The 19,797-nt window shown below is 71.9% G+C and carries 17 protein-coding genes; 15 read left to right on the top strand and 2 right to left on the bottom strand.

Annotation, left to right across the window (positions count from 1 at the left end; translation table 11 throughout):
• Positions 1 to 158: 158 nt before the first annotated feature.
• The 4 genes from IE109_RS17155 (at position 159) to serA (ending at position 5,479) form a co-directional block, all read left to right on the top strand.
• Complete coding sequence (locus IE109_RS17155) at positions 159 to 2,018, top strand: acetolactate synthase large subunit (RefSeq protein ID WP_189551757.1); 1,860 nt, start codon at positions 159 to 161, stop codon at positions 2,016 to 2,018.
• Positions 2,019 to 2,038: 20 nt separating this feature from the next.
• Positions 2,039 to 2,563: an acetolactate synthase small subunit gene (gene ilvN / locus IE109_RS17150; RefSeq protein ID WP_019889675.1), complete on the top strand. Its 525-nt coding sequence runs from the start codon at positions 2,039 to 2,041 to the stop codon at positions 2,561 to 2,563.
• A 75-nt stretch (positions 2,564 to 2,638) separates the two neighbouring features.
• On the top strand, positions 2,639 to 3,640 hold the full coding sequence (gene ilvC / locus IE109_RS17145; RefSeq protein WP_189551756.1) for a ketol-acid reductoisomerase: 1,002 nt from the start codon (positions 2,639 to 2,641) through the stop codon (positions 3,638 to 3,640).
• 237 nt (positions 3,641 to 3,877) lie between these two features.
• Complete coding sequence (gene serA, locus IE109_RS17140; RefSeq protein WP_189551755.1) at positions 3,878 to 5,479, top strand: phosphoglycerate dehydrogenase; 1,602 nt, start codon at positions 3,878 to 3,880, stop codon at positions 5,477 to 5,479.
• A gap of 197 nt (positions 5,480 to 5,676) precedes the next feature.
• Here serA and IE109_RS17135 read toward each other — a convergent pair whose 3' ends face one another.
• Positions 5,677 to 7,071 (bottom strand): PucR family transcriptional regulator, encoded by a 1,395-nt coding sequence (locus tag IE109_RS17135; RefSeq protein WP_189551754.1) that lies wholly within the window; start codon positions 7,069 to 7,071, stop codon positions 5,677 to 5,679.
• 173 nt (positions 7,072 to 7,244) lie between these two features.
• On the opposite strand from IE109_RS17135, the gene IE109_RS17130 reads away from it, so the two are divergent.
• The 7 genes from IE109_RS17130 to IE109_RS17100 all read left to right on the top strand — a co-directional run bounded on the left by IE109_RS17130 (position 7,245) and on the right by IE109_RS17100 (position 13,863).
• On the top strand, positions 7,245 to 8,171 hold the full coding sequence (locus IE109_RS17130; protein ID WP_189551753.1) for a proline dehydrogenase family protein: 927 nt from the start codon (positions 7,245 to 7,247) through the stop codon (positions 8,169 to 8,171).
• A 16-nt stretch (positions 8,172 to 8,187) separates the two neighbouring features.
• Entirely contained in the window at positions 8,188 to 9,819 is a 1,632-nt protein-coding gene (gene pruA / locus IE109_RS17125; protein WP_189551752.1) for an L-glutamate gamma-semialdehyde dehydrogenase, read from the top strand.
• A 127-nt stretch (positions 9,820 to 9,946) separates the two neighbouring features.
• The gene (locus IE109_RS17120; RefSeq protein WP_189551751.1) at positions 9,947 to 10,339 is read left to right on the top strand and encodes a hypothetical protein; all 393 of its coding nucleotides are present in this window, start codon (positions 9,947 to 9,949) and stop codon (positions 10,337 to 10,339) included.
• 137 nt (positions 10,340 to 10,476) lie between these two features.
• Entirely contained in the window at positions 10,477 to 11,022 is a 546-nt protein-coding gene (locus IE109_RS17115; protein ID WP_189551750.1) for a GNAT family N-acetyltransferase, read from the top strand.
• A 238-nt stretch (positions 11,023 to 11,260) separates the two neighbouring features.
• Positions 11,261 to 11,404 (top strand): hypothetical protein, encoded by a 144-nt coding sequence (locus IE109_RS17110; protein ID WP_189551749.1) that lies wholly within the window; start codon positions 11,261 to 11,263, stop codon positions 11,402 to 11,404.
• 72 nt (positions 11,405 to 11,476) lie between these two features.
• Positions 11,477 to 12,532 (top strand): 3-isopropylmalate dehydrogenase, encoded by a 1,056-nt coding sequence (locus IE109_RS17105; RefSeq protein WP_189551748.1) that lies wholly within the window; start codon positions 11,477 to 11,479, stop codon positions 12,530 to 12,532.
• 239 nt (positions 12,533 to 12,771) lie between these two features.
• The gene (locus IE109_RS17100) at positions 12,772 to 13,863 is read left to right on the top strand and encodes a branched-chain amino acid aminotransferase (protein ID WP_189551747.1); all 1,092 of its coding nucleotides are present in this window, start codon (positions 12,772 to 12,774) and stop codon (positions 13,861 to 13,863) included.
• 112 nt (positions 13,864 to 13,975) lie between these two features.
• On the opposite strand, the gene IE109_RS17095 is transcribed toward IE109_RS17100, so the two are convergent.
• Positions 13,976 to 15,406, bottom strand: coding sequence for a cytosine permease (locus tag IE109_RS17095; protein ID WP_189551746.1), 1,431 nt, complete (start codon positions 15,404 to 15,406; stop codon positions 13,976 to 13,978).
• Positions 15,407 to 15,545: 139 nt separating this feature from the next.
• Here IE109_RS17095 and ureA point away from each other — a divergent pair, with 139 nt between their 5' ends.
• The 4 genes from ureA to IE109_RS17075 all read left to right on the top strand — a co-directional run bounded on the left by ureA (position 15,546) and on the right by IE109_RS17075 (position 19,708).
• Positions 15,546 to 16,250 (top strand): urease subunit gamma, encoded by a 705-nt coding sequence (gene ureA / locus IE109_RS17090; RefSeq protein ID WP_189551745.1) that lies wholly within the window; start codon positions 15,546 to 15,548, stop codon positions 16,248 to 16,250.
• Positions 16,247 to 17,968, top strand: coding sequence for an urease subunit alpha (locus IE109_RS17085; RefSeq protein WP_189551744.1), 1,722 nt, complete (start codon positions 16,247 to 16,249; stop codon positions 17,966 to 17,968). Before ureA ends, IE109_RS17085 begins: the two co-directional genes overlap by 4 nt.
• Before the next feature lie 11 nt (positions 17,969 to 17,979).
• Positions 17,980 to 18,993, top strand: coding sequence for an agmatine deiminase family protein (locus IE109_RS17080; protein WP_229891149.1), 1,014 nt, complete (start codon positions 17,980 to 17,982; stop codon positions 18,991 to 18,993).
• A 130-nt stretch (positions 18,994 to 19,123) separates the two neighbouring features.
• Positions 19,124 to 19,708: a TetR/AcrR family transcriptional regulator gene (locus IE109_RS17075; RefSeq protein WP_268251477.1), complete on the top strand. Its 585-nt coding sequence runs from the start codon at positions 19,124 to 19,126 to the stop codon at positions 19,706 to 19,708.
• Positions 19,709 to 19,797 lie beyond the last annotated feature (89 nt).

Here is a 19,797-nt window from a genome sequence, read left to right as displayed (position 1 = left end):
TTGGAAAGCGCGTCGGCTGAGCACGGCCCGATGACGGCCCTGCGGACCCACACCGGCGCGCTCCCCTCGCTTGCCTCACGGCACGAGGGGTTTTTTGTTGCACTGGCTCCCTGCCAAACCAGCTAAACCTCGCGAAAACCCTCAGCTTCGAGAAGAGAATGCCGATGACCGAGCAGGCCACCGGGGCCCACCATCCGCAGCCGCGGGCCCGTACCGGCGGACAGTCCTCCGCCACCGTTGAGCACGTCACGGGTGCGCAGTCCCTCATCCGTTCTCTCGAGGAAGTGGGCGCCGAGACGGTCTTCGGCATCCCCGGCGGCGCCATCCTCCCCGCGTACGACCCGATGATGGACTCCACCCGGGTCCGGCACGTCCTCGTCCGCCACGAGCAGGGCGCCGGTCACGCGGCGACCGGGTACGCCCAGGCGACCGGCAAGGTCGGCGTCTGCATGGCCACCTCCGGCCCCGGTGCCACCAACCTGGTCACCCCGATCGCCGACGCGCACATGGACTCCGTCCCGCTGGTCGCGATCACCGGTCAGGTCGCCTCCAAGGCCATCGGCACGGACGCCTTCCAGGAGGCGGACATCTGCGGCATCACCATGCCGATCACCAAGCACAACTTCCTGGTCACCAAGGCCGAGGACATCCCCAGGACGATCGCCGAGGCGTTCCACATCGCCTCCACCGGCCGCCCCGGCCCGGTCCTGGTCGACATCGCCAAGGACGCCCTCCAGGCCAGGACCACGTTCAGCTGGCCGCCGCAGCTCGACCTGCCCGGCTACCGCCCGGTGACCAAGCCGCACGCCAAGCAGATCCGCGAGGCCGCCAAGCTGATCACCCAGGCCAAGCGCCCCGTCCTGTACGTGGGCGGCGGCGTCCTCAAGGCCGGCGCCACCGCCGAGCTGAAGGTCCTGGCCGAGCTGACACAGGCCCCGGTCACCACCACGCTGATGGCGCTGGGTGCCTTCCCCGACAGCCACCCGCTGCACGTGGGCATGCCCGGAATGCACGGCGCGGTCACCGCCGTCACGGCGCTGCAGAAGGCCGACCTGATCGTCGCCCTCGGCGCCCGCTTCGACGACCGCGTCACCGGCAAGCTCGACAGCTTCGCGCCGTTCGCCAAGATCGTCCATGCCGACATCGACCCGGCGGAGATCGGCAAGAACCGCGCCGCCGACGTGCCGATCGTCGGTGACGCCCGCGAGGTCATCGCCGACCTGGTCCAGGCCGTCCAGGCGGAGCACACCGAGGGCAACACCGGTGACTACAGCGCCTGGTGGAAGGACCTCAGCCGCTGGCGCGACACCTACCCCCTCGGCTACGACCAGCCCGAGGACGGCAGCCTGTCGCCGCAGCAGGTCATCCAGCGCATCGGGCAGCTCGCCCCGGAGGGCACCATCTACGCGGCCGGCGTCGGCCAGCACCAGATGTGGGCCGCCCACTTCATCGACTACGAGCAGCCCGCCACCTGGCTCAACTCCGGCGGCGCGGGAACCATGGGCTACGCCGTGCCGGCCGCCATGGGCGCCAAGGCCGGCATGCCGGACCGGACGGTCTGGGCCATCGACGGCGACGGCTGCTTCCAGATGACCAACCAGGAACTGGTCACCTGCGCGCTGAACAACATCCCGATCAAGGTCGCGATCATCAACAACGGCGCACTCGGGATGGTCCGCCAGTGGCAGACCCTCTTCTACAACCAGCGCTACTCCAACACCGTGCTGCACTCCGGCCCCGGCGCGGACGGCAAGCAGCCCAGCGCCGGCACCCGCGTCCCGGACTTCGTCAAGCTGTCCGAGGCCATGGGCTGCGTGGCGATCCGCTGCGAGCGCCCGGAGGACCTGGACAAGGTCATCCAGGAGGCGAACGCCATCAACGACCGCCCGGTCGTCATCGACTTCATCGTCCACGAGGACGCCCAGGTGTGGCCCATGGTCGCCGCCGGCACCTCCAACGACGAGGTCATGGCCGCCCGCGGCGTCCGCCCCGACTTCGGCGACAACGAAGACGACTGAGAGAGAGCTGAGTCAGAAACATGTCCAAGCACACGCTCTCCGTCCTGGTGGAGAACACTCCCGGCATCCTCGCCCGGATCGCCGCCCTGTTCTCCCGCCGCGGCTTCAACATCGACTCGCTCGCCGTCGGTGTCACCGAGCACCCCGACATCTCCCGCATCACCATCGTGGTCAATGTCGAGGACCTGCCGCTGGAGCAGGTGACCAAGCAGCTCAACAAGCTGGTCAACGTCCTGAAGATCGTCGAGCTCGAACCCAGCGCGGCGATCCAGCGCGAACTCGTCCTGGTGAAGGTCCGCGCCGACAACGAGACCCGGTCCCAGATCGTCGAGATCGTCCAGCTGTTCCGCGCCAAGACCGTGGACGTCTCACCCGAGGCGGTCACCATCGAGGCCACAGGTTCGAGTGACAAGCTCGACGCCATGCTGAAGATGCTGGAGCAGTTCGGCATCAAGGAACTCGTCCAGTCCGGCACGATCGCCATAGGGCGTGGTGCCCGGTCCATCACGGACCGCTCGCTCCGGGCGCTGGACCGTTCCGCGTAGCGAGACCCCTCGACCTTCCCATCCCTCCCCGCCGTACGGTGGGACGCAACATCAGCACACCAAGGAGAAGACCCAGTGGCCGAGCTGTTCTACGACGACGACGCCGACCTGTCCATCATCCAGGGCCGCAAGGTCGCGGTGATCGGCTACGGCAGCCAGGGCCACGCCCACGCGCTGTCGCTCCGCGACTCGGGTGTCGACGTCCGCGTCGGTCTGCACGAGGGCTCCAAGTCCAAGGCGAAGGCCGAGGAGCAGGGCCTGCGCGTGGTCACGCCCGCCGAGGCCGCCGCCGAGGCCGACGTCATCATGATCCTGATCCCGGACCCGATCCAGTCCCAGGTCTACGAGGAGTCCATCAAGGGCAACCTGAAGGACGGCGACGCGCTGTTCTTCGCCCACGGCTTCAACGTCCGCTTCGGCTTCATCAAGCCCCCGGCCGGCGTCGACGTCGCCCTGGTCGCCCCCAAGGGCCCCGGTCACCTGGTCCGCCGTCAGTACGAGGAGGGCCGCGGCGTCCCCGCGATCGCCGCCGTCGAGCAGGACGCCACCGGCAACGCGTTCCAGCTGGCGCTCTCGTACGCGAAGGCCATCGGCGGCACCCGCGCGGGCGTCATCAAGACGACCTTCACCGAGGAGACCGAGACCGACCTGTTCGGTGAGCAGGCCGTGCTGTGCGGCGGCACCTCCGCCCTGGTCAAGGCGGGCTTCGAGACCCTGGTCGAGGCCGGCTACCAGCCGGAGATCGCGTACTTCGAGTGCCTGCACGAGCTGAAGCTGATCGTCGACCTCATGTACGAGGGCGGCCTGGAGAAGATGCGCTGGTCGGTCTCCGAGACCGCCGAGTGGGGCGACTACGTCACCGGCCCGCGGATCATCACCGACGCCACCAAGGCCGAGATGAAGAAGGTCCTCGCCGAGATCCAGGACGGCACGTTCGCCAAGAACTGGATGGACGAGTACCACGGCGGCCTGAAGAAGTACGACGAGTACAAGACGCAGGACTCCGAGCACCTGTTGGAGACCACCGGCAAGGAGCTGCGCAAGCTCATGAGCTGGGTGGACAACGAGGAGGCGTAAGCCCCGCGGGGCGGGTCCGGACAGACAGTCCGGACCCGCCCGTCCGCTTTGGACCCACTGTCCAACCACGGACGGGTGATCCTTCCGCCACGGCGGAAAAGATGTCACCCGCCACCACTACACTTCTCCACACATACGCGTCAGGCCCACAGCGTCGTGCGTCTTCCACGCGGCAAGCCCCCTCCACCGCCTGCGGCCGTCGGGACGGCCGTCCGCACTGGACTTGTGAGGACCCACGTGAGCTCGCATCCCCCCAAGAAGCCGGTAGTACTGATCGCCGAAGAGCTGTCGCCCGCCACGGTGGACGCGCTCGGCCCCGACTTCGAGATCCGGCACTGCAACGGCGCCGACCGAGCCGAACTGCTGCCGGCGATCGCCGACGTGGACGCCATCCTGGTGCGCTCCGCCACCAAGGTCGACGCCGAGGCCATCGCCGCCGCCACCAGGCTCAGGGTCGTCGCCCGCGCGGGCGTGGGCCTGGACAACGTCGACGTCTCCGCCGCCACCAAGGCCGGCGTGATGGTCGTCAACGCCCCGACGTCCAACATCGTCACGGCCGCCGAGCTGGCCTGCGGCCTGCTGGTCGCCACCGCGCGCAACATCCCCCAGGCCAACACCGCCCTCAAGAACGGCGAGTGGAAGCGGAGCAAGTACACGGGCGTCGAGCTGAGCGAGAAGACCCTCGGCGTCGTCGGCCTCGGCCGCATCGGCGTCCTGGTCGCCCAGCGCATGTCGGCCTTCGGCATGAAGATCGTCGCGTACGACCCCTACGTGCAGCCGGCCCGCGCCGCCCAGATGGGCGTCAAGCTGCTGACCCTGGACGAGCTGCTGGAGGTCTCCGACTTCATCACCGTCCACCTGCCGAAGACCCCCGAGACGCTCGGCCTGATCGGCGACGAAGCGCTGCACAAGGTCAAGCCGACCGTCCGCGTCGTCAACGCGGCGCGCGGCGGGATCGTCGACGAGGAGGCGCTGTACTCGGCGCTCAAGGAGGGCCGGGTCGCCGGCGCGGGCCTCGACGTGTACGCGAAGGAGCCCTGCACGGACTCACCGCTGTTCGAGCTCGACCAGGTCGTCTGCACCCCGCACCTGGGCGCGTCCACGGACGAGGCGCAGGAGAAGGCCGGTATCGCGGTCGCCCGTTCGGTGCGCCTCGCCCTCGCCGGTGAGCTGGTCCCGGACGCGGTCAACGTCCAGGGCGGTGTCATCGCCGAGGACGTCAAGCCGGGACTGCCGCTCGCCGAGCGCCTCGGCCGGATCTTCACCGCGCTGGCGGGCGAGGTGGCGGTCCGGCTCGACGTCGAGGTGTACGGCGAGATCACCCAGCACGACGTCAAGGTGCTGGAACTGTCCGCGCTCAAGGGTGTGTTCGAGGACGTCGTCGACGAGACGGTGAGCTACGTCAACGCGCCGCTGTTCGCGCAGGAGCGCGGTGTCGAGGTCCGGCTGACGACGTCGAGCGAGTCCCCCGACCACCGCAACGTGGTCACCGTGCGCGGCACGCTCTCGGGCGGCGAGGAGGTGGCGGTGTCCGGCACGCTGGCCGGCCCCAAGCACCTCCAGAAGATCGTCGCCGTCGGTGACTACGACGTGGACCTGGCGCTCGCCGACCACATGGTCGTCCTGCGGTACGAGGACCGTCCCGGTGTCGTCGGCACCGTCGGACGTGTCCTCGGCGAGGCCGGCCTGAACATCGCGGGCATGCAGGTCGCCCGTGCCGCGGAGGGCGGCGAGGCGCTCGCGGTCCTCACCGTCGACGACACGGTCCCGCAGCCCGTGCTGGCCGAGGTCGCCGAGGAGATCGGCGCGACGTCCGCCCGCTCGGTGAACCTCACCTGACCGTTCCCCCCGAACGGCCCGAACCATCCGAGACCGGCCCGGTGCGCTCAGCGCACCGGGCCGGTCTCGTCGACCCGGGTGAGGTCCGGGCCCCCGGCGCGGCGCCTTGGCCACTCGCCGAGCCGGCCGCCGCCGCGGGCGAACGGCTCATCGCGATCACTCGGGAGGGTGATTCCCCCGGGCGGAGGCGGGGCGCTTCACAGGCGGGCCGCCTTGAGGGCCATGTGCAGCAGGAGGCGGTCCTCGCCCTCGTCGAGATCCAGGCCGGTGAGGTTTTCGACGCGCGAAAGGCGGTAGTAGAGGGTCTGGCGGTGGATGCCGAGGGCCGCCGCCGTGCGGCCCGCCTGGCCCGCGTTGTCGAGGAACGCCTCGGCGGTGCGGGCCAGTTCCGTGTGCGCGGGCGCCAGCAGGGCGCGTACCGCCGGGTCGTGCGGCGGGGCCGGGGGCAGCGCGGTCAGCAGGCGGTAGGGGCCGATCGCCGCCCACCGGGCCAGGGGTCCGAGCCGTGGCTGCGCCAGGGCCGTCCGCGCCGCGGACGTCGCCTCCCGCCACGCCTCCGCGAGGTCGGCCACCCCCCGCCGCGGATCGGCCACCCCCACGACGGCGCCGGCGGGGGAGCCCCCGCGCGCCGCCCACGTGGCCGTGGGCGTGGCGCCGGAGGGGGCGCCGCCCGCCGCGTCCCGCAGCCGGGTGGCCGCCGTGAGCGCCGGGGCGGGGGAGTCGGCCGAGCGGAGCCGCACCAGGGCGGCGAGCCCGTGCGTGGCGACCTCGTCCGCGGGGAGCCCGTGCGCGGTGCCACCGTGGGCGAGGGAGCCCCGGCCGCCCGAGGCTCGCGCGCCGCCCGCCGGGGGGCCGCCCGTGCCCTGTACACCCGACCCGCGGCCGCCCGCCGCCTCGGCGGTGGCCCCGCCCGCCCCGCCCGTCGCCGGTGCACCGCCCGGCCCGTCGGCCCCTGCCTCGCGCTCCGGCCACGGCACCGTGCACAGGGCCGCCACGCCGGGCGCCGTACGGACCGAGGGCGTGTCGGGGCCCGGCCACGGCGCGACGCACAGCAGGGCGTGCAGTCCCTCGGCGTCCCGGCCGAGCGCGGTGCGCAGGGCGGCGAGGGCCATGTCGTACTGCCAGCCCCGTTCGGCCGTGAGCACCGCCCGCAGCTCGCGCGAGAGGTCCGCGTCGGCCCGCTCCTCGTCCGCCAGCAGCCCGCCGATCCGCGCGGCCACCTCCATGGCCGCGGCCAGCCGGTCGGGCGAGGGGCCCGGGTCCGCGTCGAGGAGCCAGACGTACCCGAGCACGATGCCCCGGTGGCGTACCGGCAGGCAGACGCGGCCGCGCAGGACGCCCGCGTCGGGGGCGGCGGGGATACGGACCGGCCCGGTCGCCCGCGTGATGCCGAAGCCCTCGAACCAGGCCCGCACGGCGGGGGTGGACTTCCTGGTCAGGATCGAGCGCGTGCGCACCGGGTCCATGGCGGTGTCGTCGTCGCTGTCGTGGGCGCCGAACGCGATCAGCCCGAAGTCACGGTTCTCCAGCGTCGCGGGGGCGCCCAGCAGCGCCGAGATCTCGTCGACCAGGTCCTGGTAATCGGCCTTCACCCGGACATTCTGCCACTCGTTCAGACATCTGTATGAGACGCGGGGCACGGATGCGTGACAGCTGTCGATGGCCGGGCATCGGAGCGATCCTTAGGTTTCACGGTGGTTCTCCGTGCCGATACGGACTGTTCCGCTTCGGCCCCCTTCCGATCCGTGTTCCGTGGAGGTGCCCCGTGCTGGGTCCCGTGATCCTCGCCGCGTCGCGCAGCGACAAGATGCGCCGTTTCGTCTCTGCCGCGCCGGGCACCAAGCAGGTCGTCGGCCGGTTCATCGCCGGTGAGACGGTCGAGCAGGTGATCCCCGTCGTCCGGGAGACGACGGCCAGGGGCCTGGAGGTCACCCTGGACGTGGTGGGCGAGGACATCACCACCCGCGAGCAGGCTTCCGCCGCGCGCGACGCCTACCTGGAGCTCATCGAGCACCTCAAGGGGCTGGACCTCGGCACCCGGGCCGAGATGTCCGTCAAGCTCTCGATGTTCGGCCAGGCGCTGGACGGGGGCCACGAGCTGGCCCTCGCCAACGTCCGCCCGGTCGTGGAGGCCGCCGCGGCGATCGGCACCACGGTCACGCTCGACGCGGAGGACCACACCACCCTCGACTCGATGTTCGCCATCCACGAGGAGCTGCGGAAGGACTTCCCGCAGACCGGCTGCGTCATCCAGGCGTACCTCTTCCGTACCGAGGAGGACGCCCGGCGCCTCGCCGCGAGCGGCAGCCGCGTCCGCATCGTGAAGGGCGCCTACAAGGAGCCGGCCTCCGTCGCGTACCAGGACAAGGCGGAGATCGACAAGGCGTACGTCCGGATCCTCAAGATCCTGATGGAGGGCGACGGCTACCCGATGATCGGGTCCCACGATCCGCGCCTCATCGCCGTCACCCAGGAGCTCGCCCGCCGCGCCGGGCGCAAACTGGACGAGTACGAGTTCCAGATGCTGTACGGGATCCGCGGCGACGAGCACGTGCGGCTCGCCGCCGAGGGACACCGGATGCGCGTCTACACCGCGTACGGAACCGACTGGTACGGGTACTTCATGCGCCGCCTCGCGGAGAAGCCGGCCAACCTGCTGTTCTTCGTCCGCTCGATGATCACCAAGAACTGAAGGAGTTACGGAACTCATGGACGCTGTGACCCAGGTCCCCGCTCCCGTCAACGAGCCGGTCCACACCTACGCCCCCGGCTCCGCCGAGCGCGCCCGCCTCGAGGCCAAGCTCAAGGAGCTGGCCGAGAACCCCATCGAGCTCCCGATGACCATCGGCGGCGTCAAGCGCATGGGCGGCGGTGAGCGCGTGGACGTCGTCCAGCCGCACAACCACGCCAAGGTCCTCGGCACCTTCGCGGGCGCCACGCGGCAGGACGCCCAGGACGCCATCGACGCGGCCCTCGCCGCCGCCCCGGCCTGGCGCGCGATGTCCTTCGACGACCGCGCGGCGATCATCCTGCGCGCCGCCGAGCTGCTGGCCGGCCCCTGGCGCGAGACCATGGCCGCCTCGACCATGCTCGGCCAGTCCAAGACCGTCCAGCAGGCCGAGATCGACACCCCGTGCGAGCTCGTCGACTTCTGGCGGTTCAACGTCAAGTACGCCCGCGACCTGCTCGCCGAGCAGCCGCCGGCCAACGCCCCGGGTGTGTGGAACCGCCTCGACCACCGCCCGCTGGAGGGCTTCGTCTACGCGATCACGCCCTTCAACTTCACCGCCATCGCGGGCAACCTCCCCACCGCGCCCGCCCTGATGGGCAACGTGGTGGTCTGGAAGCCGTCCCCGACGCAGACCCACGCCGCCGTGCTGCTCATGCAGCTGCTGGAGGAGGCCGGCCTGCCCAAGGGCGTCATCAACCTGGTGACGGGCGACGGCATCGCCGTCTCCGACGTGGCGCTGAACCACCCGGAGCTCGCGGGCATCCACTTCACCGGCTCGACCAAGACCTTCCAGCACCTGTGGAAGACGGTCGGCACCAACATCGAGAAGTACCGGGGCTACCCGCGCATCGTCGGCGAGACCGGAGGCAAGGACTTCGTCGTCGCGCACCCGAGCGCCGACCGCGCCGTGCTGAAGACCGCGCTGACCCGCGGCTCCTTCGAGTACCAGGGCCAGAAGTGCTCGGCGTCCTCGCGCGCGTACATCCCGGCCTCCATCTGGAACTCCGGCTTCAAGGAGGAGTTCGCGGCCGAGGTCGACGGCATCCGGATGGGTGACGTCACCGATCTGACGAACTTCATCGGCGCCGTCATCGACGAGCGGTCCTTCGCCAAGAACAAGGCCGCCATCGACCGTGCCAAGGCCGACCCGGCGTGCACGATCGTCGCCGGCGGCACCTACGACGACTCGGTCGGCTGGTTCGTCCGCCCGACCGTCATCGAGTGCACGGACCCGGCCAACGAGGTCTTCACCACCGAGTACTTCGGCCCGATCCTCGCGGTGTACGTCTACCAGGACGACGACTACGACGCGATGCTGGAGCAGATGGAGTCGGTCTCGGCGTACGCGCTCACCGGTTCGGTCATCGCGGGCGACCGTGCCGCCGCCGCGTACACGATGGAGAAGCTGCGGTACGCCGCGGGCAACTTCTACATCAACGACAAGTCGACCGGCGCCGTCGTCGGCCAGCAGCCCTTCGGCGGCGGCCGTGCCTCCGGCACGAACGACAAGGCGGGCGCCCCGCAGAACCTGATGCGCTGGACGCTGACCCGCGCCATCAAGGAGACGCTGGTCCCGCCGACCGACTACACGTACCCCCACATGGGCTGACCCCGGCCCCACCGAGCACCGCCCCCGTCCGGCCCCCACGCCGGGCGGGGGCGGTTCCGGTACCCCGGTCGTACGCCAGGTGAACCGTCGTCAGTTTGAGGGGCGCGGGCGCGGTTACACGCTCTCCATGGCTGAGACGACGACGAACAAGACGACGACGGCAACGAAGGACCGTGCGCGGAGCGCGGCCAACAGCACGGCGCAGGGCGCCAAGGATGCCTCGCGCGACGCGTCGCAGTCGGCGCGCGGCGGCAAGGAGGCGCTCGCCGGACTCGGTGGGGCCACCACGCAGAAGGCCAGGTCGGCCGCCCGGACGGTCCAGTCGGCCGTCAGCACGGCGGCCGGGCAGACCGTCGGGAAGGCGGGCGTGGCCTGGACGCTGGTGAAGGCCAGGAAGGCCATCGCCGCCGGCGCGAGCGCCGGTGTGGTGACCGTGGTGGCGTCCTCGTACGCCCTCGGCCGCCGGGCCGGGCTGCGCCGGCGCGGCCCGCTCTCCCGGCTGACCGGCGGGCGCCTCTGACGGCTCCGGCCGCCGGCGCGCACCACGGTTGAGCGCGCCGGCGGACGGTGGCGGGCTTTCGGCGGGTGTGACGGCGGGGCGCGGACGGTGGCCGATTAGGCACCCCGCGCCCCGCCGTCGCTGCCAGAGTGGGGCGTATGACCGACTCCTTCCACACGGCTCACACCTATGAGCTGTCCCCGGCCGAGCTCTTCGGGATACGGGCGATGCTGGACGCCGCGTTCGACGGGGACTTCGGCGACGAGGACTGGGACCACGGCCTCGGCGGCGTCCACGCGTACGTGCGGGACGAGCACGGCGTCGCCGCGCACGGCAGCGTGGTCATGCGGCGGGTCGCGCACGCGGGGCGCTCGTACCGGATCGGTTACGTGGAGGCGGTCGCCGTCCGCGCCGACCGCCGCCGCCAGGGACTGGGCGGCCGGGTGATGGCGGCGCTGGAGGAGGTCGTCGACGGGGCCTACGCGTTCGGCGCCCTGTCGGCGTCCGACGAGGGGGCCGAGCTGTACCGGGCGCGCGGCTGGCAACTGTGGAACGGCCGTGTCGAGGCGTACGGCCCCGGCGGGGTGGCGCACCTGCCGGACGAGGAGGACTCGACGTACCTGCGCCCGTCGGCCGGCCGGCCGCTGCCCGCCGCCGACGCCGGGCCGCTGCTCTTCGACTGGCGCGACGGCGACGTGCTGTAGGCGCCTGGGCGCGCGGCTCGACCCCGGCTCCACCGCCGCCCGTCTCAGATAGTAGGAAGTCCGAGTAATTGTGGAGACAGACGCCCCATGACGGCTTAGCTTTGTAGGAGCCGAACGTCTCGCTCCATCAAGCGAACGGCGGACGAGAGCGCCGTGCCCCCGGCAGGCAACCCCTGCGGCCGCGCTCCCCGCCCCTTCCGGCGCCTCGAATCATTCTGATCTCAAGGAGTCGATCGTCATGGCCGCTGAGACCGCCGTTCGCCGCGTCCGCCACGCCGCCCCCCGCCCCTCCGACACCGAGCGCCGCAACGCCGCCGCCGCCCTACAGAGGGCCCTGGACCGGCGGGACAACGGCGGGGTGACGGGGCACCGCGCCAACTGACGAAGTCGTCCGCATGGTCCACATCCTGGAACGCTCATGTCAGGCTCTGGGACGGAGGAGTAGGGTGCCGTCATGTCTCGCAGCATCAATCTCGCAGTGGTTCCCGGTGACGGCATCGGCCAGGAGGTCGTGGCCCAGGGCCTGAAGGTCCTTCGCTCCGTCCTCCCGCAGGATGTGAAGCTGGAGACCAAGGAGTACGACCTCGGCGCCCAGCGCTGGCACCGCACCGGGGAGACCCTCCCCGACGCGGAGCTGGAGTCCCTCAAGGGCCACGACGCCATCCTGCTCGGCGCGATCGGCGACCCCTCCGTCCCCTCCGGCGTCCTGGAGCGCGGGCTGCTGCTCAAGCTGCGCTTCGCCTTCGACCACTACGTCAACCTGCGTCCGTCGAAGCTCTTCCCCAACACCGCCACCCCGCTGGCCGTCGGTGACGAGCAGCGGGGGGCCATCGACTTCGTCGTCGTCCGCGAGGGCACCGAGGGCCCGTACACGGGCAACGGCGGCTCGCTGCGCACCGGCACCCCGGCCGAGGTGGCCACCGAGGTCAGCGTCAACACGGCCTACGGCGTCGAGCGGGTCGTGCGTGACGCGTACGAGCGGGCCAACGCCCGTCCCCGCAAGAAGCTGACGCTGGTGCACAAGAACAACGTCCTGGTCTACGCCGGCCACATGTGGAAGAACATCTTCGACAAGGTCGGCCAGGAGTACCCCGACGTCACCACCGACTACCTGCACGTCGACGCCGCGACGATCTTCTTCGTCACCCAGCCCGAGCGTTTCGACGTCATCGTCACCGACAACCTCTTCGGTGACATCCTGACCGACCTCGCCGCCGCCGTGACCGGCGGCATCGGCCTGGCGGCCTCCGGCAACATCAACCCGACGGGCGAGTTCCCGTCGATGTTCGAGCCCGTCCACGGCTCCGCGCCCGACATCGCGGGTCAGGGCAAGGCCGACCCCACCGCGACCGTCCTCTCGGTCGCGCTGCTCCTGCGGCACCTCGGCCACGAGACCGAGGCCGTCCGCATCGAGGAGGCCGTCGCCGCCGATCTGGCGGAACGCGACGCCTCGGTGCCGCGTACGACGGACGAGATCGGCGACGCGCTCGCGGTACGCGTAGCGAGCTGACCCGCCGACTGAGGATCACCAGACACAGCCGCCGGGTCGCACACGCACCCGGCGGCTTCTCCTGTGCGGCCCCGGGTGCCACCATCAACCCTGGACCGCACTCCAGCCGTTTCATTGCACCGGCCACGCGCGCGATAATCGAACGTGGGGCCGCGGCATGCGGGAAAGCTCGGACGTCCTAGCAGATGTAGCGGCGTGAGCGCGGTCCGTCACACACAACGGTGAAGGACACAGCACTCATGACGACGACGCCCACGATCGAGCTCAAGCCCTCCTCGAACCCGCTGTCCGACGCGGAGCGCGAGGCGATCCTGGCCAACCCCGGTTTCGGCCGCCACTTCACCGATCACATGGTGACGATCAAGTGGACGGAGGGGCGGGGCTGGCACGACGCCCAGCTCACGCCGTACGCGCCGCTCTCGATCGACCCGGCGAACATGACCCTGCACTACGCGCAGGAGATCTTCGAGGGCCTGAAGGCGTACCGCCGTCCCGACGGCTCGGTCTCGATGTTCCGGCCCGAGGCCAACGCCGAGCGGTTCCAGATCTCCGCCAAGCGCCTGGCCATGCCGGAGCTGCCGGTCGAGACCTTCGTCGCCGCGTGCGACGCGCTGGTCCAGCAGGACCAGGCGTGGGTGCCCCCGCACGGCGGTGAGGAGTCGCTCTACCTGCGTCCCTTCATGATCGCCAACGAGGTCGGGCTGGGTGTCCGACCGGCCAACGAGTACCTGTTCATCGTCATCGCCTCGCCGGCCGGCGCGTACTTCCCGGGCGGCGTGAAGCCCGTCTCGATCTGGCTGTCCGAGGACCGCGTCCGGGCCGTCCCCGGCGGCATCGGCTTCGCCAAGACCGGCGGCAACTACGCGGCGTCGCTGCTCGCCCAGGCGGAGGCCGCCGCCAAGGGCTGCGACCAGGTCGCCTACCTCGACGCGGTCGAGCACAAGTGGGTCGAGGAGCTCGGCGGCATGAACCTGTACTTCGTGTACGAGGACCGGATCGTCACCCCCGAGCTCACCGGCTCCCTGCTGGCCGGCATCACCCGTGACTCGCTCCTCCGCCTCGCCGCCGACCTCGGGTACGAGGCCGTGGAGGGCCGCGTCTCGATCGACCAGTGGCGCGCCGACACCGATAACGGCACGCTCAAGGAGGTCTTCGCCTGCGGTACGGCCGCGGTGATCACCCCGGTCGGCCGGGTCAAGTCGGCGAGCGGCGAGTGGACCCAGTCGGGCGGTGAGCCGGGCGAGGTGACGCTGCGGCTCCGCAAGGCGCTGCTGGACATCCAGACCGGCGCGGCGGACGACCCGCACGGCTGGACCCACAAGGTCGGCTGACCCGTACGACCGGACCCACAGGGCCGGCCGGCCCGCACGGCACCGCCCGGCGCGTACGGAAACGCCCGCGCCCCCCGCTCGGGGGCGCGGGCGTCCCGCGTTCCGCCGCGCGTCACCCCGCGGCGGTCCCGGGACCGGGCGCCGTCAGGGCGTCCGGCGCCGGAGTCTTCGCTCCGGGGGTCAGCGCCGCGTACACCGCGCCGCCCACCAGGCCGGACAGCACGAAGCTCATATCCACCCCGCCGGTCAGCGCCAGCAGGGGACCCTCGTACAGCGGCGTCGAGACCGCCGCCAGGCCCACGGCCGCCCCCGCCGCCCAGGAGGCCGTGGCGCGCGGGTGCCAGCCGGCGCGGAACCAGTACGCGCCGCCCCTGGCCCGCCGGTTGAACACCTGGAGCGCCTCCGGGTCGTACCGGCCGCCGCACCGGTGGTGGCCCATCAGCGTGATGACGGCCCAGGGCGTACCGATCGCGGTGAGCAGCAGCACGAACGACGTCATCGCCGACTGCGCGTCCCATGCGAAGTGGCCGGCGAACACGAACGCCGTCGCCACCGCGGCCACCACCAGCGTGGCCGCGGCCCGGTCGGCGCGCGGCACGATCGCGTCCAGGTCGAGGCCCATCGAGTAGAGCATCAGCCCGGCGTTGCCGACCGACCCGGCGCCGGCCGCGACCAGCAGCGGCAGCAGGTACCAGGGCGCCGCCGCCGCGACCAGCGGCCCCGCGTAGTCCGCGCCCGCCCGCGCGGCCAGCGCCGTGAACGTACCGAACAGCTGCGGCACCAGCAGGCCGAGGAGCAGGCCCACCCAGGTGGCCCGCAGCACCGACCGGCCGGTGTGCCGCTCCGGTGAGACGTACCGCGTGTAGTCGCCGAGCAGCGTGATGAAGGCGACCGGCCCGCTCAGGCCCGCCGCCACGGCGGACAGCAGCCAGGTGGGCCAGAAGGAGCCCAGCAGGTAGGGGGTGTCCGGCGGCGGCGCCGCGGTGAAGTCGCCGGCGTACGCGATGACGCCGAGCAGGAGCAGCAGCGTCATGCCGACCGCCAGGTACCGGCTGATCCGCAGCAGCAGCCGGTAGCCGAACACGGCGGCGACCACGGTGCAGCCGGCGAGCAGGACGTACACCAGGGTGTGGGCGACGGGCCCGGTCGGCACGTCGAAGAGCCGGGCCAGCGTGCCGAGCATCACGTCGCCGCCGATCCACAGCGTCAGCGCCGTGTAGCCGAGGGACAGCAGCAGGCCCACGACCGAGCCGACGAGCCGGCCGCGCACGCCGAAGAAGGCGCCGCTGGACGTCGACAGGTTCGTCGCCGTGCGCAGCGAGACCAGCGCGAGCGGGGCCGTGACGGCGACGCCGGCGACCGTCCCGGCGACCACCGAGGTGAGCGCCGGCCACAGGCCGAGCCCGAAGGACACCGGCAGCCAGCCGAAGACGATCACGCCGAGGCACAGGTTGGAGCCCAGCAGGATCGAGACGAGGTCCCGCGGCCCGCTGGTGCGCTCCGCCTCCGGGATCGTGTCGACTCCGCGCTGTTCAATCGGCATGGGCGCTCTCCCGCTCCGCTCGGTGACCAAGAGGTTTTTAGAGTGACGCTCAATGTGACGGACGCCCTGCACCGCCGTCAATGGTTTCCTACCCCGAATCTTATGGTTAGAGTGTTGCTCAAACAGGAGGTGTGGTGACGTGCGACTGACCCCCACGGAACGCGACCGGCTGCTGATCTTCGGTGCCGCCGAGCTCGCCCGGGCCCGCCGGGCCCGCGGTCTGCGGCTCAACGTCCCCGAAGCGACCGCCCTCATCGCGGACACCGTCTGCGAGGCGGCACGCGACGGGCGCAGGCTCGCCGAGGCGATCGAACAGGCCCGTTCGGTGCTCGGCCCCGACGACGTCCTGCCGGGTGTCGCGGACGTCGTGACCGAGGTCCACGTGGAGGCCGTCTTCGACGACGGCTCCCGGCTCGCCGTGGTCAGCGACCCCATCGGCGGAGGTCTGGGCGAGCATGGCCCGGGCGCGCTCCTGCCGGGACCGGAGCACACCGAACCGGAGCCCGTGGCGCGACTGCGGGTCACCAACACCGCGGGCGTGCCGGTCTCGGTGACCTCGCACTTCCACTTCTTCGAGGCCAACCCCCGGCTCGACTTCGACCGCGCCCGGGCCTACGGCATGCGGCTCGCCGTCCCCGCCGGATCGTCCGTGCGCTTCGGTCCCGGCGAGAGCGGGGAGGTCGGCCTGGTGCCGATCGGCGGCGACCGGATCGCCATCGGGTTCGCCGGGCTGGTCGACGGGCCGCTGGACGCGCCGGGCGCCCGCGAGGAGGCGCTGCGCCGCGCCGCCGCCTGCGGATACCTCGGCGTACCGGAAACCACCGAGCGGGAGGACGAGCGATGAGCCGCCCCGGAGGCCACCCCGCCGAAGCGCGCCGTCTCACCCCGTACGAGTACGCCGCCACCCACGGCCCCCGCGCGGGCGACCGCGTCCGCCTCGGCGACTCGGGCCTCACGGTCCGCGTCGAGTCCGACGCCCAGAAACCCGGCGACGAGTTCCTCGCCGGCTTCGGCAAGACCGCCCGCGACGGGCTGCACCTCAAGGCCGCAGCCGTCCGCGAGACCTGCGACGTCGTCATCAGCAACGTCCTCGTCATCGACGCCGTCCAGGGCATCCGCAAGGTGTCCATCGGCATCCGCGAGGGCCGCATCCACGCCATCGGCCGGGCCGGCAACCCCGACACCCTCGACGGGGTCGACGTCGTCGTCGGCACCGGGACGAGCATCGTCTCCGGCGAGGGCCTCATCGCCACCGCCGGAGCGGTCGACACCCACGTCCACCTGCTGTCGCCGCGCATCATGGAGGCGTCCCTCGCCTCCGGCGTCACCACGATCATCGGCCAGGAGTTCGGCCCCGTGTGGGGCGTCGGCGTCAACTCGCCCTGGGCGCTGCGCCACGCCTTCAACGCCTTCGACGCCTGGCCGGTCAACATCGGCTTCCTCGGCCGCGGCTCCTCCTCCCACGACGCGCCGCTGATCGAGGCGCTCGCCGAGGGCGGGGCCTGCGGGTTCAAGGTCCACGAGGACATGGGCGCCCACACCCGCGCCCTGGACACCGCGCTGCGTGTCGCCGAGGAGTACGACGTCCAGGTCGCCCTCCACAGCGACGGCCTGAACGAGTGCCTGTCGGTGGAGGACACCCTCAAGGTGCTGGAGGGCCGCACCATCCACGCCTTCCACATCGAGGGCTGCGGCGGTGGCCACGTCCCCAACGTGCTGAAGATGGCGGGTGTCCCCAACGTCATCGGCTCCTCCACCAACCCCACCCTCCCCTTCGGCCGGGACGCGGTCGCCGAGCACTACGGGATGATCGTGTCCGTCCACGATCTGAAGACCGACCTGCCCGGCGACGCGGCCATGGCCCGGGACCGGATCAGGGCCGGGACGATGGGCGCGGAGGACGTCCTGCACGACCTCGGCGCGATCGGCATCACGTCGTCGGACGCGCAGGGCATGGGAAGGGCCGGCGAGACCGTACGCCGGACCTTCGCCATGGCCGGGAAGATGAAGGCCGAGCTGGGCCCGCTGGAGGGCGACGGGGACGGCGACGACAACGCCCGCGTCCTGCGCTACATGGCCAAGCTCACCATCAACCCGGCGATCGCCCACGGCCTCGCGCACGAGGTCGGCTCGATCGAGGCCGGCAAGCTCGCCGACATCGTGCTGTGGCGGCCCGAGTTCTTCGGCGCCAAGCCGCAGCTCGTCCTCAAGTCGGGCTTCCCCGCGTACGGGGTCGTGGGCGACCCGAACGCCGCCACCGACACCTGCGAACCCCTCGTCCTCGGCCCGCAGTTCGGGGCGTTCGGCGCGACGGCCGCCGACATCTCCGTGGCGTTCGTCTCCGGCGCCGCCGCCCGGGCCGGCGACGACCTGATGCCCACCCGCCGCCGCCGGGTCGCCGTGCGCGGCACGCGCGGCATCGGCCCCGGGAACCTGCTCCTCAACTCCCGTATCGGCGAGGTCGCGGTCGACGGCCGCACCGGCCTGGTCACCCTCGACGGCGACCCGGTCCGCTCCGACCCGGCCGACTCCGTCTCCCTCAACCGCCTCTACTTCCTGTGAAGGACTCCGCGATGTTCCGCATGCCCGCCGAGTGGGCCCCCCACGAGCGCACCTGGATGGCCTGGCCGGGCCCCAACCCGACCTTCACCGACGACGACGAGCTGCGCGAGGCCCGCGAGGCGTGGGCGTCGGTCGCCCGCGCCGTACGCCGCTTCGAGCCGGTGACCATGGTCCACGCCCCGGGCGACGGGGCGTCCGCCCGCGCGCTGCTCGGCCCGGACATCGACCTGGCCGAACGCGACCTGGACGACGCCTGGATGCGCGACATCGGCCCCACCTTCGTCACGAACGGCAGGGAACTGGCGGCCGTCGACTGGGTGTTCAACGGCTGGGGCGCCGCCGACTGGGCGCGCTGGGAACACGACTCCAAGATCGCCCGCCATGTCGCGGACCTCGCGGGCGTCCCCGTGCACACCAGCCCCCTGGTCAACGAGGGCGGCGCCATCCACGTCGACGGCGAGGGGACGGTCCTGCTCACCGACACCGTCCAGCTCGGCCCCGATCGCAACCCGGGGTGGACGCGCGAGCAGGTGGAGGCCGAGATCCACGCCAGGCTCGGCACCACCAAGGCGATCTGGCTGCCCCGCGGCCTGACCGGCGACTACGGCATGTACGGCACACGCGGCCACGTCGACATCGTCGCCGCCTTCGCGCGCCCCGGCGTCGTGGTCGCCCACACCCAGCCCGACCCGTCCCACCCGGACCACGAGCTGTGCAAGGCCAACGTCGAGCTGCTGCGCCGGCAGACCGACGCCAGGGGCCGCCGCCTGGAGGTCGTCGAGGTCCCGGCGCCCACCGTCCTCCAGGAGGACGGCGAGTGGGTCGACTACTCCTACATCAACCACTACCTCTGCAACGGAGGGGTGGTGCTCTGCGCCTTCGACGACCCGCGCGACGAGATCGCCGCGGGCATCTTCCGCCGCCTCTTCCCGGACCGCACGGTCACGCTGGTCGACGCCCGCGCGATCTTCGCGGGCGGCGGCGGCATCCACTGCATCACCCAGCAGCAGCCTAAGGCTGGGTGACCGGCCGGCGGCGGAGGGGCGGCCGGACGCCCACCGGGGACCGGGAAGGATCGGGTACAACGTACGAGTGAACGAACCCCGTACGACACCGGCCGCACGGCGGCGCAACAGCGCGCCGCCGAGGGAAGAGCTGCTCGCCGCCGCCATGGCGACCATCGCCGAGCGCGGGCTCGACGGGCTCACGATGGCGGGGCTCGGCCGCGAGGTCGGGATGAGCAGCGGGCACCTCCTCTACTACTTCCGCACCAAGGACGAACTGCTGCTGCAGACCCTGGAGTGGAGCGAGGGCCGTCTCGGCGCCGAGCGCGGCGCGCTGCTGTCCCGCCCCGCGCCGGTACGGGATCGGCTGGAGGCGTACGTCGACCTCTACGTGCCCGACGGGCCGCGCGACCCGCACTGGACGCTCTGGCTGGAGGTGTGGAACCGCTCGCAGAACGCCGCCGACGACGCCCGCGCCCGCCAGGCCGCCATCGAGGGCGCCTGGCACCGCGACCTCGTCGCCCTCCTCGCCGAGGGCATCTCGCGGGGCGAACTGCGCCGGGTGGACCCCGACCGCTTCGCCGCCCGCCTGCGCGCCCTGCTCGACGGCTTCAGCGTCCACGTGGCGGTCGGCATACCGGGCACGGGCCGCGCGGCGGTGCTCACCCACGTACGGGAGTTCATCGACGACACCCTGGTGCCCGGAGGCCCCGGCGCGGGGCCGCCCGCATCGTGAGACCGGGGTCCACCGGCGTCCGCGCCTGTGGCAGACTTCGGGGGTGCTTGCTACCACGATGATTATGGGCAGCAGCGCGCCGGTCCGCA

Source organism: Streptomyces lavendofoliae, from assembly GCF_014649735.1.
Taxonomy (GTDB): domain Bacteria; phylum Actinomycetota; class Actinomycetes; order Streptomycetales; family Streptomycetaceae; genus Streptomyces; species Streptomyces lavendofoliae.
Note: the sequence above shows the minus strand (reverse complement) of the source record. Positions and strands in the feature narration are given on the sequence as shown.

Excerpts from the sequence above, each read along its gene's own strand:
- IE109_RS17080 (WP_229891149.1), top strand. The coding sequence starts at position 17,980 with ATGTTCCGCATGCCCGCCGAGTGGGCCCCCCACGAGCGCACCTGGATG.
- IE109_RS17155 (WP_189551757.1), top strand. The coding sequence starts at position 159 with ATGCCGATGACCGAGCAGGCCACCGGGGCCCACCATCCGCAGCCGCGG.
- IE109_RS17085 (WP_189551744.1), top strand. The coding sequence starts at position 16,247 with ATGAGCCGCCCCGGAGGCCACCCCGCCGAAGCGCGCCGTCTCACCCCG.
- IE109_RS17095 (WP_189551746.1), bottom strand. The coding sequence starts at position 15,406 with ATGCCGATTGAACAGCGCGGAGTCGACACGATCCCGGAGGCGGAGCGC.
- pruA (WP_189551752.1), top strand. The coding sequence starts at position 8,188 with ATGGACGCTGTGACCCAGGTCCCCGCTCCCGTCAACGAGCCGGTCCAC.
- IE109_RS17120 (WP_189551751.1), top strand. The coding sequence starts at position 9,947 with ATGGCTGAGACGACGACGAACAAGACGACGACGGCAACGAAGGACCGT.
- IE109_RS17115 (WP_189551750.1), top strand. The coding sequence starts at position 10,477 with ATGACCGACTCCTTCCACACGGCTCACACCTATGAGCTGTCCCCGGCC.
- IE109_RS17100 (WP_189551747.1), top strand. The coding sequence starts at position 12,772 with ATGACGACGACGCCCACGATCGAGCTCAAGCCCTCCTCGAACCCGCTG.
- IE109_RS17105 (WP_189551748.1), top strand. The coding sequence starts at position 11,477 with ATGTCTCGCAGCATCAATCTCGCAGTGGTTCCCGGTGACGGCATCGGC.
- ilvN (WP_019889675.1), top strand. The coding sequence starts at position 2,039 with ATGTCCAAGCACACGCTCTCCGTCCTGGTGGAGAACACTCCCGGCATC.
- IE109_RS17110 (WP_189551749.1), top strand. The coding sequence starts at position 11,261 with ATGGCCGCTGAGACCGCCGTTCGCCGCGTCCGCCACGCCGCCCCCCGC.